Source organism: Anianabacter salinae, assembly GCF_019061145.1.
Lineage (GTDB): Bacteria > Pseudomonadota > Alphaproteobacteria > Rhodobacterales > Rhodobacteraceae > Anianibacter > Anianibacter salinarum.
In genome coordinates, this window is record NZ_JAHQZS010000001.1 from 127,165 (window position 1) to 142,667 (window position 15,503).

Genomic DNA, 15,503 nt, shown 5'->3' on the forward strand with positions numbered 1-15,503 from the left:
GCGGCGATGTTCGCCCGGCGCGCTTGATCCGCTCTACACAATCCACACAGACTGAAACCGCAGGGCGCGGCGGCATCGCTGCCCGCGCCCTGCGCTTTCACCAGGGGAGGCACGCGCCATGAGCGACGCCGACGGATATGAAGATGTCGTCAAGACCCGCCGCGAGGAATCCTTCGCTGCGTTCGCCGAGGAAAAGGGCCTGCTGCACAGGGTGCATCACGCGCTGCACACGACGCCCGCGCTGGTGCCGCTGATCGTTCTTGTCTCGGCGGTGGCGGTGTTCGGCCTTCTGCTGGGGTCCAAGTTCTTTTCGCCCTTCGCGCTGACCTTGATCCTGCAACAGGTGCAGATCGTCGGCGTTCTGGCGGCGGCGCAGTCGCTTATCATCCTGACGGCGGGCATCGACCTGTCGGTCGGCGCCATCGCGGTGCTGACGTCGGTGGTGATGGGGCAATTCGCGTTTCGCTACGGCATCCCGGCCCCGATGGCCGTCGCTGCCGGTCTGGCCATCGGAACGGCCATCGGCGCGGCGAATGGCTGGCTGGTCAGCCGGATGAAGCTGCCGCCGTTCATCGTCACGCTGGGGATGTGGCAGATCGTGCTGGCCGCCAACTATCTCTATTCCGCCAACGAGACGCTGCGCAGCCAGGACATCGAGGCGCAGGCGCCGTTCCTGCAGTTCCTTGGCAACAAGTTCCAGGTTGCGGGTGCGACATTCACGCTGGGTGTCGTGCTGATGGTCGCCCTTGTGCTGATCCTTGCCTACATGCTGCGCGCGACCGCATGGGGCCGCCATGTCTATGCCGTGGGTGACGATCCAGAGGCGGCGCAACTGGCCGGGGTGGATCGCCACAAGACGCTGATGTCGGTCTATATGCTGGTCGGCTTCATCTGCGGGCTTGCGGGCTGGGTGATGATCGGGCGCTTCGGGTCCGTCTCGCCGTCCGCGACGACGGGCGTGATCGGCAACATCCAGTCGATCACCGCCGTGGTGATCGGGGGCATCTCGCTGTTCGGCGGGCGCGGGTCGATCATGGGGGCGTTCTTTGGCGCGCTGATCGTCGGCGTGTTCGAGTTGGGCCTGCGGATGGCCGGGGCCGACCCGCAATGGACCTTCCTTCTTATCGGCACACTCATCATCGCGGCCGTGGCTGTGGACCAGTGGATCAGAAAGGTGACAGCATGAGCGATCCCATTCTCAAGGCAACCGGCCTGACCAAGCGCTATGGCAAGGTCACCGCTCTCGATCATTGCGATTTCGAGCTGTTCCCGGGTGAGATCCTTGCCGTGATCGGCGACAACGGCGCGGGCAAGTCGACGCTGATCAAGGCGCTGTCGGGGGCGGTGCAGCCCGATGGCGGCACCATCTACCTCGACGGCAACGCGGTCGCCTTCGGCTCGCCGAACGATGCGCGGGGCGTTGGCATCGAGACGGTCTATCAGACCCTCGCGATGAGCCCCGCGCTGTCGATCACGGACAACATGTTCATGGGCCGCGAAATCCGCAAATCCGGCGTCATGGGGCAGGTGTTCCGGCAACTCGACAAGGCGGCGATGGAGGATTTCGCCCGCAAGAAGCTGGCGGACCTTGGCCTTATGACGATCCAGAACATCAACCAGCCGGTCGAGACGCTGTCGGGCGGCCAGCGGCAGGGGGTCGCCGTGGCGCGCGCCGCCGCCTTCGGGTCCAAGGTCATCATACTTGACGAGCCGACGGCGGCGCTGGGCGTCAAGGAAAGCCGCCGTGTGCTGGAACTGATCCAGGACGTGCGGTCGCGCGGCATCCCGATCATCCTGATCTCGCACAACATGCCGCATGTGTTCGAGGTCGCCGATCGCATCCACGTTCACAGGCTGGGCAAGCGGCTGTGCGTGGTGAATCCCAAGGACTGCACGATGTCGGACGCGGTGGCGCTGATGACCGGCGCGATGGAACCGCCCGAGGCCGTCGCGGCGTGATCGAAGAGAGGCCGGACGAGCAGATCGTCGAAGGGCTGGCGGCGCGCATCCTTGCGCTGCCGCCCGCCGCGCTGCGGCTTCGGATCGCCGTTTCAGGGCCGCCGGGGTCGGGCAAGTCCACCCTCGCCGAGGCGCTGGTGGCCTGCCTGAACCGCGAGGCCGAACAGGCGGTGCTGGTGCCGATGGACGGCTTTCATCTTGATAACCGGGTTCTGGACGCGCGTGGGCTGCGCGCGCGCAAGGGCGCACCCGAGACCTTCGATGCGCACGGATTTCTGACGCTGATCCAGAGGCTTGGCTCCGAGGCGGACGTGATCGCGCCGGTGTTCGACCGGGTCCGAGATATCGCCATCGCCGGGGCGCAGGTCATCGCGCCCGCCCACCGGATCGCGGTGGTCGAGGGAAATTACCTGCTGCTGAACGATGCGCCGTGGTCGGGTTTGCGTCCGCTGTGGGATCTGTCGGTGGCGCTGGATGTTCCCATGCCTGTGCTCGAGGATCGGCTCATCAGACGTTGGCAGGCTCACGGGCACAGTGCCGACGCGGCGCGCGCGCGGGCGATGGGCAACGACATCCCCAACGCCCGCCGCATCGTGGCGCATAGCGCGCCTGCGGACGTCACACTTTAGCCGCAGCGCGCAAGCTCTGCGGCCAGCGCGCGCAGCGTCTCGGCATAGCCATCCGGCCCCGGCATCTGCCGCAGGCCCAGCGGGTCGATCTCGACCACCGGAATGTCGCTGCCCGCCAGCCGCCGTGCGATGCTGTCGTTGCCGCCTGCCTCGGTCACGACGCAACCCGCGCCGCCCGAGGCCACCAGATCGGCGAGCGCCGAGACAGAGGCACCGCCGGGCGCCGCCGCCTCGCTATCCGCGACGCTGGCCACGATGGGCAGATCGAAGCGCGCGGCGAGATGCGCATAGGCGTCGTGCTGGACGATCATCGGCGAAAGATCACCTGGGTCCAGCAGTCCCGCCATATCGCTTGTCAGGGTTTCCAGCCCGGCGACCAGCGCGTCGGCATTGGCGCGGTAGGTCGCCGCATTGTCCGGGTCCGCCTCGGCCAGCGCCCCGGCGATCAGCGGCGCCCAGGCCATGGCATTCTGCGGATCGAGCCAGGCGTGCGGGTCGTGGTCATGGTGGTGGCCGTGGTCATGGTCGCCGTGCTCGTCGCCGGCGTCCCCGAACATCGGCGCGCGCTCGGCAGTGCCGGGGGCGTCCAGCAGGGCCAGCGACACCGCGTTCGGCGCCAGCGCACCGCGCGCATCGTCCAGCCAGGGCGTCAACTCGGCCCCGATCCAGACCAGAATGTCGGCCTTCGACAGCGTCCGCGCCTCGGATGGGCGCAACTGGACACTGTGCGCGTCGCCGCCCGTCACCAGATGCACGGGCGTGCCAAGATCGCCCATGACCGACGCCACCAACGACTGCACCGGCAGAATGTCGGTCACGACGGCAGGCACCTCTGCGGCGGCGGGGGCGGCGGTCAGAAGCAGGGAAAGCAGGGCGCGCATCGGGGGACCTCTTGTCGGCGGCAGGTGAATGGATTAGCCTGTTATGTGATAATATAACAATTGACAAGCCATGACCGACGCACAGCCGACCGCCTTTCATGACCACGACCATGACGACTGCACGCAGGACGTGCTGGCCAAGGTCGATCGCCTTGCGTCGGACCGCGGCTTGCGGATGACGCCGGTGCGGCGGCGGGTTCTGGAAATCCTGCTGGAAGGGCACCGCGCGATGGGCGCCTACGAGGTGCTGGATCGGCTGGCGGCGGAAGGCTTTGGCGCGCAGCCGCCGGTGGCCTATCGCGCGCTGGAGTTCCTGGTCGAACACGGCCTTGCGCACCGCATCCGCAGGCTGAACGCCTTTGCGCCCTGCATGCACCCCGAGATCGACCATGCGCCTGCGTTCTTCATCTGCGAGGTCTGCAACCTCGTGGCAGAGGCGCCGGGCGAGGCGGTGCGCGGTGCGCTCGATGCAGCGGGCAAGGCCATCGGGTTCCGCCTGAAACGCGCGAACGTCGAGGCGGTGGGGCTTTGCCCGAACTGCGCGGAGGCGGCATGAGCCTTGTCGCCGCCCGCGACCTGTCGGTCGCCTATGACGGCGCACCCGTGCTGTCGCATGTGTCGCTGTCCATCGAAGCGGGAGAGATCGTCACCATCGTCGGGCCGAACGGGTCGGGCAAGTCGACGCTGGTGAGGGCGCTTCTGGGGGTGCTGTCCCCGACAACGGGCGACGTGACGCGGGCCGCGGGGCTGCGCATCGGCTATGTTCCGCAAAAGCTGTCGATCGACGCGATGCTGCCGATGACGGTGGCGCGGTTCCTGTCGCTGCCGTTGCGCCAGACGCGCGCCCGGATCGACGCGGTTCTGGCGCGCGTCGGCGTAAGCGGGGTGGCGGACCGCCCCATCGCGCGGCTGTCGGGCGGGCAGACCCAGCGCGTGCTTCTGGCGCGGGCGCTGTTGTCAGGGCCGCAGATCCTGATCCTGGACGAGGCGACGCAGGGGCTCGACCAGCCCGGTGTCGCCGCCTTCTACCGGCTGATCGAGGAAGTGCGGGCCGAGATTGGCTGCGCCGTCCTGATGGTCAGCCACGATCTGCACGTGGTGATGAGCGCGTCCGACAGGGTGATCTGTCTGAACGGGCATGTCTGCTGCGAGGGCACGCCGCGCGTGGTGTCCGAGGCGCCGGAATATCGCGCGCTGTTCGGGCTGGGCACAGGCGGGGCGCTGGCGCTCTACCGACATGACCACGACCATGACCACGACCATCATCATCACCACGATCATGCACATTAGGCCGAGGTGCTCCTGATGGATGCGTTCCTGATCCGCGCACTTCTGGCGGGGCTGGCGGTCGCGCTGGCTGCCGGGCCGCTGGGCGTGTTCGTTGTCTGGCGGCGGATGGCGTATTTCGGCGATGCGACCGCCCATGCCGCCATCCTTGGCATCGCGCTGGCGCTTGGGCTGTCGCTGCCGCTGGTCGCCGGGGTGCTGGTCGCTGCGTTGGCAATCGGGGCCGCTGCCGCCGCCCTGTCGGACCGGGGCCATGCGGCGGACACGGCGCTTGGCGTCCTGTCGCATGGCGCGCTGGCTGCCGGGCTGGTCGCCGTCGCGCTGTCGGGCGGGGCGCGAGTCGATCTGACGGCGTTCCTGTTCGGCGACATCCTTGCCGTGGGCTGGGCCGATGTGGCGGTGATGTGGGCCGGGGCCGCAGGTGTGGTTGCGCTGATCGGCTGGCGCTGGTCGCGTCTTCTGACAGCGACGGTCAGCGACGAGTTGGCAGTGTCGGACGGTATCGACCCGCGCCGGGAAAAGCTGATCCTGACGCTGGCCATGGCGCTGACTGTGGCGGTGTCGATCAAGGTTGTCGGCGCGCTTCTGATCGGGGCGATGCTTATCATACCGGCGGCGACGGCGCGCGCCTGGGCCCGCTCTCCCGAGGTGATGGCGCTTTGGGCGGTGATCGTCGCGGCCTGTGCGGTCGGTGCCGGGCTTTGGGCAAGCTGGACCTTCGACATTCCGGCGGGGCCGGGCGTTGTCTGCGCGGCGGCGGCGGCGTTTGCGCTGTCTCTGGGGTTGCGCCGCCCGTGACGCAGCGGCGGTTTCCCGCTGCCTCTGGAACCTGCATGTCATCGGGCACGTTGTCTTGCCGATCCGCAGACCATTCCTGCGACCGGAGGATACCCAAATGAAACGCACTTTCCTGAAATCGACGACAGCAGCCGTCATGAGCTTCTCGCTTGCCGTGCCGCATCTCGCCATCGCGCAGGCGGATGCCGCTGGCGCCGCCGCTGCCGAATGCGCGGCGATGACCGACGAAGAACGTGCCGCCGCAGACTGTGAAGCCGGGGCCGAAGGCGGCGGCCTGCTCGACGGTGTCGGTGACGCCGTGGGCGGCGTTGTCGACGACATCACGGGCGCCGCAGAAGAAGGCGCCGATGCGGCTGGTGACGCCGTCAACGACGTGATCGAAGGCACCGGCGATGCCGCGAACGAGGCGGCCGAGACGGGCGAAGACACCGCCGAATCGGCGGAAGAAACAGTGGGTGAGACGGCTGAGCAGGCCACTGAGGCGGCCGAAGACACCGCTGATGAGGCTGCCGAGGCAGGCGAGGACGCCGTAGAGGGCGCGGACGAAGCCGCAGATGAGGCTGCCGAGACGGCAGGCGATGCGGCGGATGCCGCTCAGGACACCGCTGAAGATACCGCCGAAGACGCGGCGGATGCTGCTCAGGACACCGCCGAAGAGGCGACACCTGAGGCCGAAGCTGAAGCGGAAGCCGAAGCGACCGCAGAGGGCGAAAGCACCATCGAGGCCGATACCACGGCGGAAACCGAGACCCCGCCGGCCGACACGCCAAGCGCCGAGGACATCGCGGAAGACCTTGGCGATGCCGACGCAGAAGCGACCGGCGAGGCAGAAGCAACCGCAGAAGCCGAAGGTGATGCAGCGGAAGAAGGTCAGGCCGAAGCCGAAGCCGAAACAGACGCCGAAGCCGAGGCGCAGGCCGCCGCGCAGCAGGCCGTCGAACAGGAAGACACCGCCGAAAGCACCGCTGCGGCGAACGAGACGGTAGAGGCCGCCGCGGCGACCGAGAATCCCGAGGCGGCGGAGGTCACGTCCGAGACCGTCACCGAGGAAACGGCGCGCTCCAGCGATGAGGATTTCGAGACCCAGGCGAACCAGAACGTCGAGGCGCAGTCGAACGCGCAGGCCAGCGGTCAGGCAGCAGCCGAAGGCCAGCAAGGCATGTCGAACTTTGAAAAGTTCGCGCTGGGCGCGCTTGGTGTCCTTGCGGTCGGGGCGGTCCTGAACAACGGCGACCGCGTGGTGTCGAACACCGGTGACCGCGTCGTCGCGCGCCGGGACAACGGTGATTACTACATCATCAAGGACGACAACACGCTGCTGCGCCGTCCGGGCACCGAGATCGAGACGCGCACCTACAGCGACGGATCGACCGAAACGGTGGCAACCCGTGAGAACGGTGTGCAGATCAGGACGATCCGCGCCGCGGACGGGCGCATCCTGCGCCGCACGCGCATCCTGCCCGACGGGCGCGAGGTGCTGATGATCGACGACACGCGCGAATATCAGCCGGTCGAGGTCAATGACCTGCCCGAACCCGAAACGCGCCGTGTCGAATACAACACCGGCATGGACGACCGGGCCCTGCGCGATGCGCTTCGCAGCGCCCAGGCCGGAGACGTCGCTCGCAGCTACTCGCTCAACCAGGTGCGCAATATCCGCGCCGTGCGGTCGCTGATGCCGGTGCTGGAGCTTGATACCGTGACCTTCGACACCGGATCGGCGGTGATCCGTCCCGAACAGGCGGAAGAGCTTCGGACACTCGGGCTGGCCATGCGCGACCTGATCGAGGAGAACCCCGGCGAAATCTTCCTTGTGGAGGGCCACACCGATGCCGTCGGATCGGCGACCTACAACCTGACGCTGTCGGACCGCCGTGCGGAATCGGTGGCGCTGGCGCTGACCGAGTATTTCGACGTGCCGCCCGAGAACATGGTGATCCAGGGCTACGGCGAATCGAACCTCAAGGTCCGCACGCTTGATGCAGAGCGCGAGAATCGCCGCGCGGCGGTGCGCCGGATCACGCCGCTGTTGCAGACCGCATCGAACAACTGATCCTGCGCAGGTATGCAGCTTGAAAGGGGCCGGCCCGACCGGCCCCTTTTCCTGTCGGTGATGGCTTTCATCCCGGGGGCGTCCTGCTAGGGTCGGGGCACGCGGATACAATCGGAGACTGACATGGTCCGGCAAATCCTGCCGATCGGCGCGCTTCTGCTTGGCTCGGCGTTCCTGCTGTTTGCCGGGGGCATCAACGGGTTGATCCTGCCGGTGCGCGGCTCGGCCGAAGGGTTCTCGGCGTTCTCGCTGGGGCTTTTGGGCACGGGCTGGGCCATCGGCTATGTCTCGGGCTGCCTGTATACGCCGCGCCTTGTCGGGCGGGTGGGGCACATACGGTCCTTCAGCGTCATGGCGGCCTTCGCCTCGGTGGCGATCCTGGCCTCTCTGTTGCTCTTGAACCCGGTCGCCTGGATCATCCTGCGCGCGCTGTCAGGCTTCTGTTTTGCGGGCGCTGCGATGATCGTGGAAAGCTGGCTGAACGAGCGGTCAGAGCCGACGACGCGCGGGCGCATTTTCGGCGCCTACACCATGATAAACCTTGGCGCGTCGACCGGCGGGCAACTGATGCTGACGATGGGCGATCCGGCGGGGTTCCTGTTCTTCGTGTTGCCCGCGATGTTCTACTGCCTTGCTCTGGTGCCGACGGCGGTGTCGAGCTCGGCCAGCCCGCAGCCGCTGTATTCGGTTGGCCTCGATATCGGCACCCTGTGGCGCAATTCGCCGGTCGCGGTGTTCGCGGTGTTCATGGTTGGTCTGTCGAACGGGGCGTTCGGCACGCTGTCGCCGGTCTATGCCGACCGCGTGGGACTGTTGGTCACCGGCGTCGCGCTGTTCGCCAGCCTGCCGGTCCTGGCGGGGGCGGTCGCGCAGATCCCCGTCGGCATCCTGTCGGACAAGATGGACCGTCGGCTGTTGCTGGTGCTGCTTGCGGCACTGGCGATGGTGGCCGACCTGGCCTTCATCATCCTGCGCCCCGAAGACCGGGCGACCAACCTGGCGCTGTCGGCGCTGTTCGGCGCGTCGATCTTCGCGATGTATCCGGTGATCGTGGCCCACGCGTCAGATCACGCCGCGGACGGCAACTTCATCAAGATCAGCGGCGGCCTTCTGATGGTGTTCGGGCTGGGGTCGATCATCGGGCCGTTCATCGCGGGCGCGGCGATGGGGCAACTGGGCGCGACGGGTCTGTTCATGACCACGCTGGTCGCACATGGCCTGACCGCGCTTTATGCCCTGTGGCGGATGCGTCAGCGCGATGCGGTCGCGACCGAGGACAAGACGGACTTCAAGTTCGCGCCGATGCCGCGCAACAGCACGCCCGAAACCATCGCCATGTCCGTCGACGAGGATCCGCCCCAGGACGACGCCGAAGGCTTGGCAGGGACGCCCTGACGCGTCATTACAAGGCTGGGTGAGCAGGGGGCGGCGATGTTCTTCGAAGAAGGCTGGACGACGGTCGCGGACGTGACCGACGAGGTGACCGAGCGGGTGCAGGCGTTCCACGCGGCGCGGGCGCAGGGCGGCACGGCGCTGCCAACGGCCGATGTCATGCAGACCGACATCGCAATCTCGGTCTGGGAAATCTGCGATGCGGCGACCAAGGTGGGCGCGATGACGCCGACCGGGCTGATGGTGCCCGCATCCAAGCTGCTGCTTGCCTGGCACGATCCGCGCAAGATGCACAACCGGCACATCGACCTGCGGCAGGGGGTCGTCGGCTCTTCGCCCGATGCGGACCGCGCCGAGGCGCAATCGCGCTACGGAGCGTTCCTCTATCAGCCGCTTGCGATCCCGACGAACGGGGTGGAATCGTCGCTTACCTTTCTCGACGAGGAGCTGACCAGCCAGTCGACGCGCGATCCCATCGTCGTCGACACCGCCAAGATGATCCTGGCCGAGGTCAAGGCCGGTGCGCTGGTGACCAAGCGGATGATGCGCCAGAAGGCGGGGAACGCGATCACCCGGCGCAAGTTCAAGATCGCCTGGGCGCTCGCCGCCGAGGCGCATCCGCCGCTCTGGACAGAGATGTGAGTCGCCGGGCTGCGGGGCAGGGCACAGGTGGCAGGCGCGCCGTGTGAAAGCTGCCGGATCAGGTGACAGATGCGGGCCCCTGGCCGTGATTGTCGCCATGCCGTCACCAAGTCCCGAAATGACGCCACCCGTGCCACAATTCCGCCCCGCACGAGCCGCGCACCGACCACAGCCCAAGGTCAGTTTGATCCTTGGGTGAAGGCGCTGACAGACGGGACGGGCAAGCGGATGCTCTATACGTTCGGCGATCAGGATAGCGAAGCGTACGGCACAGATCGTGCCGAGGTTCCAAGCGTCAGCGCGATGGACCTGCTGCGGGCAACCGCGCGCAACGCTGCGCCGCGCACGGCCAACACCGCAACGGCGCCCGCAGGCAACGGCTTTGCCGGTTTCGCCGCAGGCACGCTGATCGAGATCATGGGCGGCCACAAGCGCGCCGAGGATCTTGTTGCGGGCGATCTTGTCAGGACCGTCGACAATGGATTTCAGCCTTTGCGCTGGGTCGGCCGCCGCCGCTTTGGCTCCGAGGCGCTGCGCCGCGATCCGTCGCTGCGCCCGGTGCGCATCCGCGCCCACGCGCTGGCCGAGGATCAGCCGCAGCTTGATCTGGTCGTATCGCAGCGGATGTCGATCCTTCTGTCCGACTGGCGCTGCGAGTTGCTGTTCGGCGAGGACGAGGTTCTGGCGCCTGTGACCGCGCTTCTCAACGATCATTCCATCATGATCGATCACGAAGCGACCAGCGCCGATTACGTCTACCTGATGTTCGCCCGTCACGAGATCGTCCTGGCCAACGGCGTCGAGGCCGAAAGCATGCATGTCACCGGCGACGCCGTCTCGGGACTGGATGAGGGCACCCGTGCCGCCTTGCTGGGGCTGTTCCCCGAATACGGGCTGGCAACTGAAGCGTTCGGCCCCACCGCGCGCCGTCTGCTGCACGGCTACGAGGCCGAGGTTCTGGCCGCCGCCTGAAGCCCACGCCGTCCGCCTTGTCAGGAGTGTTGCCGCGTTCCGCAGGACATGCGGCGTATTCGGTTGCCCTTGCGCGCGCCGCCGCTACTGTCCCCCCGGCAGATCACAGGCGGAGCACTTCATGTCGGCGCGCATTTCCATCAAGGGCCTCAGCAAGGTCTACGCTTCGGGGCTGACGGCGCTCGACAACGTGGATCTCGAGATCGAGCCGGGCGAGATCCTGTCGCTGCTCGGCCCCAACGGGGCGGGCAAGACAACGCTGATCTCGATCATCTGCGGCATTGCCAACCCCACCTCCGGCACGGTCGAAGTTGGCGGATACGACACCATCCGAGACTTTCGGAACGCGCGAAAGCTGATCGGGCTGGTGCCGCAAGAGGTCAGCCTCGAACCCTTCGAGACGGTCATCAACACCGTAAGTTTCTCGCGCGGGCTGTTCGGCCTGCCACGCAACCCGGCGCATATCGAGAAAATCCTGCGGCAGCTGTCGCTGTGGGACAAGCGCGACAGCAAGATCATGGAATTGTCCGGCGGCATGAAGCGCCGGGTGCTGATCGCCAAGGCGCTCTCGCACGAGCCGCAGGTGTTGTTCCTGGACGAGCCAAGCGCGGGCGTCGATGTCGAGTTGCGCAAGGACATGTGGGAAACCGTGCGCGCGCTGCAGGAGGCGGGCACCACGATCATCCTGACCACGCACTACATCGAAGAGGCCGAGGCGATGGCCGACCGGATCGGCGTGATCCGCAAGGGGCAAATATTGCTCGTCGAGGAAACCGCCGCGCTGATGCAGCGTCTGGGGCGCAAACAGCTTGAGATCGAGTTGCAGGCGCCGCTTGATGCGATCCCAGGCAGCCTGTCCGGCTACGATCTGGAACGCAAGGACGAGCGCACGCTTGTCTACGCTTACGATACCCAGTCCGAACGCACCGGGATCACGCGGCTTCTGAACGACGTGCAGGCCGCCGGGCTTCAGTTGCGCGACGTGCAGACGCGGCAGTCGAGCCTGGAGGATATCTTCGTCGATCTGGTAAAGGAGGATGCGGCATGAACTGGCAATCCGTCGCGGCCATCTACCGTTTCGAGATGGCGCGCACTTTCCGCACCCTGTTGCAATCCATCGTCTCGCCGGTGCTGTCCACCTCGCTGTATTTCGTGGTGTTCGGCGCGGCGATCGGCAGTCGCATCGATCAGGTCGAGGGCGTAAGCTATGGCTCGTTCATCGTGCCGGGCCTCATCATGCTGTCGGTGATGACCCAGTCGATCACTGTGGCCTCGTTCGGCATCTATTTTCCCAAGTTCATCGGCACGATCTTTGAAATCCTGTCGGCGCCGGTGTCCTTCATCGAGATCGTGATCGGATATGTCGGGGCGGCGGCGACGAAATCGCTGATGATCGGCGTCATCATCCTGATCACCGCGCATTTCTTCGTGGACATCGACATCGCGCACCCGGTCTACATGCTGGGCTTTCTGGTGCTGACCTGCGTGTCGTTCAGCCTGTTCGGCTTCATCATCGGCATATGGGCGCGCAATTTCGAGCAGTTGCAGCTTGTGCCGCTGCTGATCATCACGCCGCTCGTGTTCCTTGGCGGGTCGTTCTATTCGATCTCGATGCTGCCCGCCGCCTGGCAGACGGTCGCCTTGTTCAACCCGGTCGTCTACCTGATTTCGGGGTTCCGCTGGTCGTTCTTTGGCATGGCCGATGTGCCGATCGGGTGGAGCCTGCTGGCGATCGCGGCGTTCCTTGCGCTGTGCCTTGCCGTCATCTGGTGGATCTTCAAGACGGGCTGGCGCTTGCGCAACTAGCATTGCCGCAACAAAGCGCGCGGGCAGGGCGGTGCGCGCCTTGTTACCCCCGCTGCGCGCCTCTACATCGCAAGACATGAAACGGTTTATCCCCTTCCTCAAGGACGGCCCGGTGGTCGCCGTCGTCCGCATGAACGGCGTGATCGCATCGGGCACGCGTGGCCCGTCGCTGTCGGACGCCTCTGTCGCGCCCTTGCTGGAAAAGGCGTTCCGGCGCGGCAAGCCCAAGGCTGTCGCGCTGGTCATCAATTCGCCCGGCGGATCGCCGGTGCAATCCTCGCTGATCGGCGCGCGCATCCGGCGGCTGGCGACGGAAAAGAACCTGCCGGTCTACGCCTTCGTCGAGGATGTAGCCGCATCGGGCGGCTACTGGCTGGCAGCGGCGGCGGACGAGATATGGGTGGACGGATCGTCCATCGTCGGGTCCATCGGGGTGATTTCGGCAGGCTTCGGCCTGCATGACTTCATCGGCCGCTACGGGATCGAAAGGCGGGTCTACACCGCCGGCAAGTCGAAAAGCATGGCTGACCCGTTCCGCCCCGAAAAGGCCGAGGACGTGGACCGCATCAAGCGCCTGATGGAGCAGATCCACGACAGCTTTATCACCCATGTGAAGGATCGTCGCGGCGCGAAACTGTCCGAGAATGACGATCTGTTCACCGGCGAGGTCTGGGTCGGCCAGAAGGCTGTCGACGTCGGGCTTGCGGATGGCGTCGGCCATCTGGTGCCGCTGATGAAGGACCGCTTTGGCGACAAGGTGCGCTTTGCGGTCTACGGGCAGAAACGCAGCCTCCTGGGGCGTTTCGGCATGCAGATCGCGGACGATGCCCTTGCCACGCTGGACGAGCGCACGGCCTACGCACGGTTCGGGCTGTGACATGATCGTCAAGATCGTCATGCTGTTTTTGGTCGGCATCGGGGTGCTTGGCATGTTCGGCAAGCTGCGCATGCCCAAGGTCCCGCGGATCGCATCGAAGAAATGTGCCGCATGCGGCGCGCCGCGTGTCGGCAAGGGGCCCTGCCCCTGCGGGAGGGCTTGAGGCTTGGATTACCTGTATGTCGCTATTGGACTTGTTCTTCTGATCCTGGCCGGGGACGCGCTGGTCAAGGGCGCGGTGAACCTCGCCCTGCGCCTTGGTATCCCCGCGCTGATCGTGTCGCTGACCATCGTCGCCTTCGGCACTTCGGCGCCCGAGATGCTGATCTCGGTCGATGCGGTGCTCAAGGGCGTGCCTGGCCTCGCGCTGGGCAACGTGATCGGGTCGAACACGGCGAACATCCTGCTGGTCCTGGGTCTGCCCGCGCTTCTGACGGGGTTGCAGACCAAAGGGTGCGAAACCCGGAAGAGTTATTCCTTCATGATGGCGGGAACGGCGTGGTTCGTCGTGCTGGCCTTCCTTGGCGGGTTTACCTGGGTCCATGCGCTGCTGTTGCTGGCCGCGCTTGCCCTGATCCTTGGCGATCAGTTCATCGACGCGCGGCGGCACCGCCGTGCCGGGCTTGCGGCCGTCGATATCGAAGACGTGGAAGGCGCAGCGCCCGACATGGCCTGGTGGAAGGTGATCGGATACCTTGTCGCCGGTCTGATCGGGCTTCCGGTCGGGGCTGACCTTCTGGTGGAAGGGTCCACGTCGATCGCGCAATCCTACGGCATCAGCGACGAGGTGATCGGCCTGACGCTGGTGGCCGTCGGCACCTCCCTGCCGGAACTTGCCACGACGCTTGCAGCCGCCTATCGCCGCCAGGCGGACGTTGCCCTCGGCAATGTCATCGGCTCGAACATGTTCAACCTGCTGGCCATCATCGGTGTTGCGGCGCTTGTCGGGCCGCTTCCGGTGTCGGACAGGATGCTGGGTTTCGACATCTGGGTGATGGTTGCAGCCTCGGCCTTGCTGGCGCCCTTCGTGTTCAGGATGTCGGACATCACGCGGGTTTGGGGCTTCGTGTTGACCGCGCTCTATGTGGGCTACGTCTGGCTTATCCTGTGATCTGAGACGGAGACGCCGATGCACGTCAGACATGCCCTTGTGACCGGTGCCGGACAGCGGCTTGGCCGCGCGATGGCGGTGTACCTGGGCAGTCGCGGCTATGACGTGGCGGTGCACTTCGCCAGTTCCGGCGACGGCGCCGAGGAGACCGCGGACGAGATCCGGCGCATGGGTAGGAACACGGTGACGCTGCAGGCGGACCTTCTGGACGAAGATGCCTGCGCGGCGCTGATCCCCCGTGCCATGAAGGCGCTGGGCGGGCCGGTGACGGTGCTGGTCAACAATGCCTCGATCTTTGAACATGACACCGTGCAGACGGCCACCAAGGCGTTGTGGGACAAGCACATCGGATCGAACCTGCGCGCGCCCTTCGTGCTGACGCAGGAGATGGCGCGCCATGTCCCGGACCCGGTGCCGGACGACATGGGCGAGCCGGTGGCGCAGGCGCTTGTCGTGAACATGGTCGACCAGCGTGTGCGTAAGCTTACGCCGCATTTCATGACCTACACGATTGCCAAGATGGGTCTGTGGGCCTTTACCCAGACCGCAGCCCGGGGGCTTGCGCCTCGCGTACGGGTCAACGCCATCGGCCCCGGCCCGACACTTCAGGGCGACGGGCAGAGTGAAGCAGGATACGCGCGCCAGCGCTCGAGCACGGTGTTGCGGCGGGGGTCGAACCCGTCCGACATCTGCGGCGCGCTGGGGTATTTCCTGGACGCTCCGGGTGTCACGGGGCAGCTTTTGTGCGTCGATGGCGGACAGCATCTGGCATGGCAAACCCCGGATGTGTCGGACCTTGACTGACACTGGAAACTGACACCCTGCCGTGACTTGTGCACCTGTCACATGGGCGTTTCCTGAGCGTTACAAAAAGGTGAACGAGGTCAATAACTTGGCGGCCTGCGAAAAATATACCGTGGATTTTCAATGGCTTGAGATTGCGCCCAAAAAATGGGCAATCCGATCGGAGGCCAAGAAAACAAGGGAATTGCGGCCCCGTCAGAAAGTTCCCCGCAGCCTTATCCACAGAAATGGTGGACATTATATTCCTTGAGAACCGCTAGCCAACATGGCAGCCCCCGGCAGGAATCAAAGT

General features: G+C 66.0%; 17 protein-coding genes. 16 read left to right on the forward strand and 1 reads right to left on the reverse strand.

Annotated elements, in window-relative coordinates; genetic code table 11:
• The first annotated feature begins 118 nt into the window (after nucleotides 1–118).
• The 3 genes from KTJ87_RS00660 to KTJ87_RS00670 are packed head-to-tail and all read left to right on the forward strand — an operon-like array spanning nucleotide 119 to nucleotide 2,588.
• Complete coding sequence (locus KTJ87_RS00660) at nucleotides 119–1,186, forward strand: ABC transporter permease (protein ID WP_267137134.1); 1,068 nt, start codon at nucleotides 119–121, stop codon at nucleotides 1,184–1,186.
• The gene (locus KTJ87_RS00665) at nucleotides 1,183–1,959 is read left to right on the forward strand and encodes an ATP-binding cassette domain-containing protein (protein WP_267137135.1); all 777 of its coding nucleotides are present in this window, start codon (nucleotides 1,183–1,185) and stop codon (nucleotides 1,957–1,959) included. Before KTJ87_RS00660 ends, KTJ87_RS00665 begins: the two co-directional genes overlap by 4 nt.
• The gene (locus tag KTJ87_RS00670; protein WP_267137136.1) at nucleotides 1,956–2,588 is read left to right on the forward strand and encodes a nucleoside triphosphate hydrolase; all 633 of its coding nucleotides are present in this window, start codon (nucleotides 1,956–1,958) and stop codon (nucleotides 2,586–2,588) included. The genes KTJ87_RS00665 and KTJ87_RS00670 overlap by 4 nt, the downstream gene beginning before the upstream one ends.
• Here the strand turns inward: KTJ87_RS00670 and KTJ87_RS00675 are convergent.
• Entirely contained in the window at nucleotides 2,585–3,469 is an 885-nt protein-coding gene (locus KTJ87_RS00675; RefSeq protein ID WP_267137137.1) for a metal ABC transporter solute-binding protein, Zn/Mn family, read from the reverse strand. The two genes, KTJ87_RS00670 and KTJ87_RS00675, sit on opposite strands and share 4 nt — an antisense overlap.
• Nucleotides 3,470–3,539: 70 nt before the next feature.
• Between KTJ87_RS00675 and KTJ87_RS00680 the strand changes: the two genes are divergently transcribed.
• The 13 genes from KTJ87_RS00680 to KTJ87_RS00740 all read left to right on the forward strand — a co-directional run bounded on the left by KTJ87_RS00680 (nucleotide 3,540) and on the right by KTJ87_RS00740 (nucleotide 15,211).
• A complete protein-coding gene (locus KTJ87_RS00680) occupies nucleotides 3,540–4,025 on the forward strand; it encodes a transcriptional repressor (RefSeq protein WP_267137138.1) in 486 nt (161 codons plus the stop codon).
• A complete protein-coding gene (locus tag KTJ87_RS00685) occupies nucleotides 4,022–4,759 on the forward strand; it encodes a metal ABC transporter ATP-binding protein (RefSeq protein WP_267137139.1) in 738 nt (245 codons plus the stop codon). Before KTJ87_RS00680 ends, KTJ87_RS00685 begins: the two co-directional genes overlap by 4 nt.
• Before the next feature lie 12 nt (nucleotides 4,760–4,771).
• Complete coding sequence (locus tag KTJ87_RS00690) at nucleotides 4,772–5,554, forward strand: metal ABC transporter permease (RefSeq protein ID WP_267137908.1); 783 nt, start codon at nucleotides 4,772–4,774, stop codon at nucleotides 5,552–5,554.
• 97 nt (nucleotides 5,555–5,651) lie between these two features.
• A complete protein-coding gene (locus tag KTJ87_RS00695; protein WP_267137140.1) occupies nucleotides 5,652–7,607 on the forward strand; it encodes an OmpA family protein in 1,956 nt (651 codons plus the stop codon).
• Nucleotides 7,608–7,730: 123 nt separating this feature from the next.
• Nucleotides 7,731–9,002, forward strand: coding sequence for an MFS transporter (locus KTJ87_RS00700; protein WP_267137141.1), 1,272 nt, complete (start codon nucleotides 7,731–7,733; stop codon nucleotides 9,000–9,002).
• 36 nt (nucleotides 9,003–9,038) lie between these two features.
• Nucleotides 9,039–9,641 (forward strand): hypothetical protein, encoded by a 603-nt coding sequence (locus KTJ87_RS00705; RefSeq protein WP_267137142.1) that lies wholly within the window; start codon nucleotides 9,039–9,041, stop codon nucleotides 9,639–9,641.
• A gap of 195 nt (nucleotides 9,642–9,836) precedes the next feature.
• Complete coding sequence (locus KTJ87_RS00710; RefSeq protein WP_267137143.1) at nucleotides 9,837–10,613, forward strand: Hint domain-containing protein; 777 nt, start codon at nucleotides 9,837–9,839, stop codon at nucleotides 10,611–10,613.
• A gap of 121 nt (nucleotides 10,614–10,734) precedes the next feature.
• Entirely contained in the window at nucleotides 10,735–11,661 is a 927-nt protein-coding gene (locus KTJ87_RS00715; RefSeq protein WP_267137144.1) for an ABC transporter ATP-binding protein, read from the forward strand.
• Nucleotides 11,658–12,419, forward strand: a complete 762-nt coding sequence (locus KTJ87_RS00720) for an ABC transporter permease (RefSeq protein ID WP_267137145.1) — start codon at nucleotides 11,658–11,660, stop codon at nucleotides 12,417–12,419. The genes KTJ87_RS00715 and KTJ87_RS00720 overlap by 4 nt, the downstream gene beginning before the upstream one ends.
• Before the next feature lie 76 nt (nucleotides 12,420–12,495).
• Nucleotides 12,496–13,296: a S49 family peptidase gene (locus tag KTJ87_RS00725; protein WP_267137146.1), complete on the forward strand. Its 801-nt coding sequence runs from the start codon at nucleotides 12,496–12,498 to the stop codon at nucleotides 13,294–13,296.
• Nucleotide 13,297: 1 nt separating this feature from the next.
• Nucleotides 13,298–13,459, forward strand: a complete 162-nt coding sequence (locus KTJ87_RS00730) for a hypothetical protein (RefSeq protein WP_267137147.1) — start codon at nucleotides 13,298–13,300, stop codon at nucleotides 13,457–13,459.
• A gap of 3 nt (nucleotides 13,460–13,462) precedes the next feature.
• Nucleotides 13,463–14,407, forward strand: a complete 945-nt coding sequence (locus KTJ87_RS00735) for a calcium/sodium antiporter (protein WP_267137148.1) — start codon at nucleotides 13,463–13,465, stop codon at nucleotides 14,405–14,407.
• Between the two features lie 18 nt (nucleotides 14,408–14,425).
• Entirely contained in the window at nucleotides 14,426–15,211 is a 786-nt protein-coding gene (locus KTJ87_RS00740) for an SDR family oxidoreductase (protein WP_267137149.1), read from the forward strand.
• Nucleotides 15,212–15,503 lie beyond the last annotated feature (292 nt).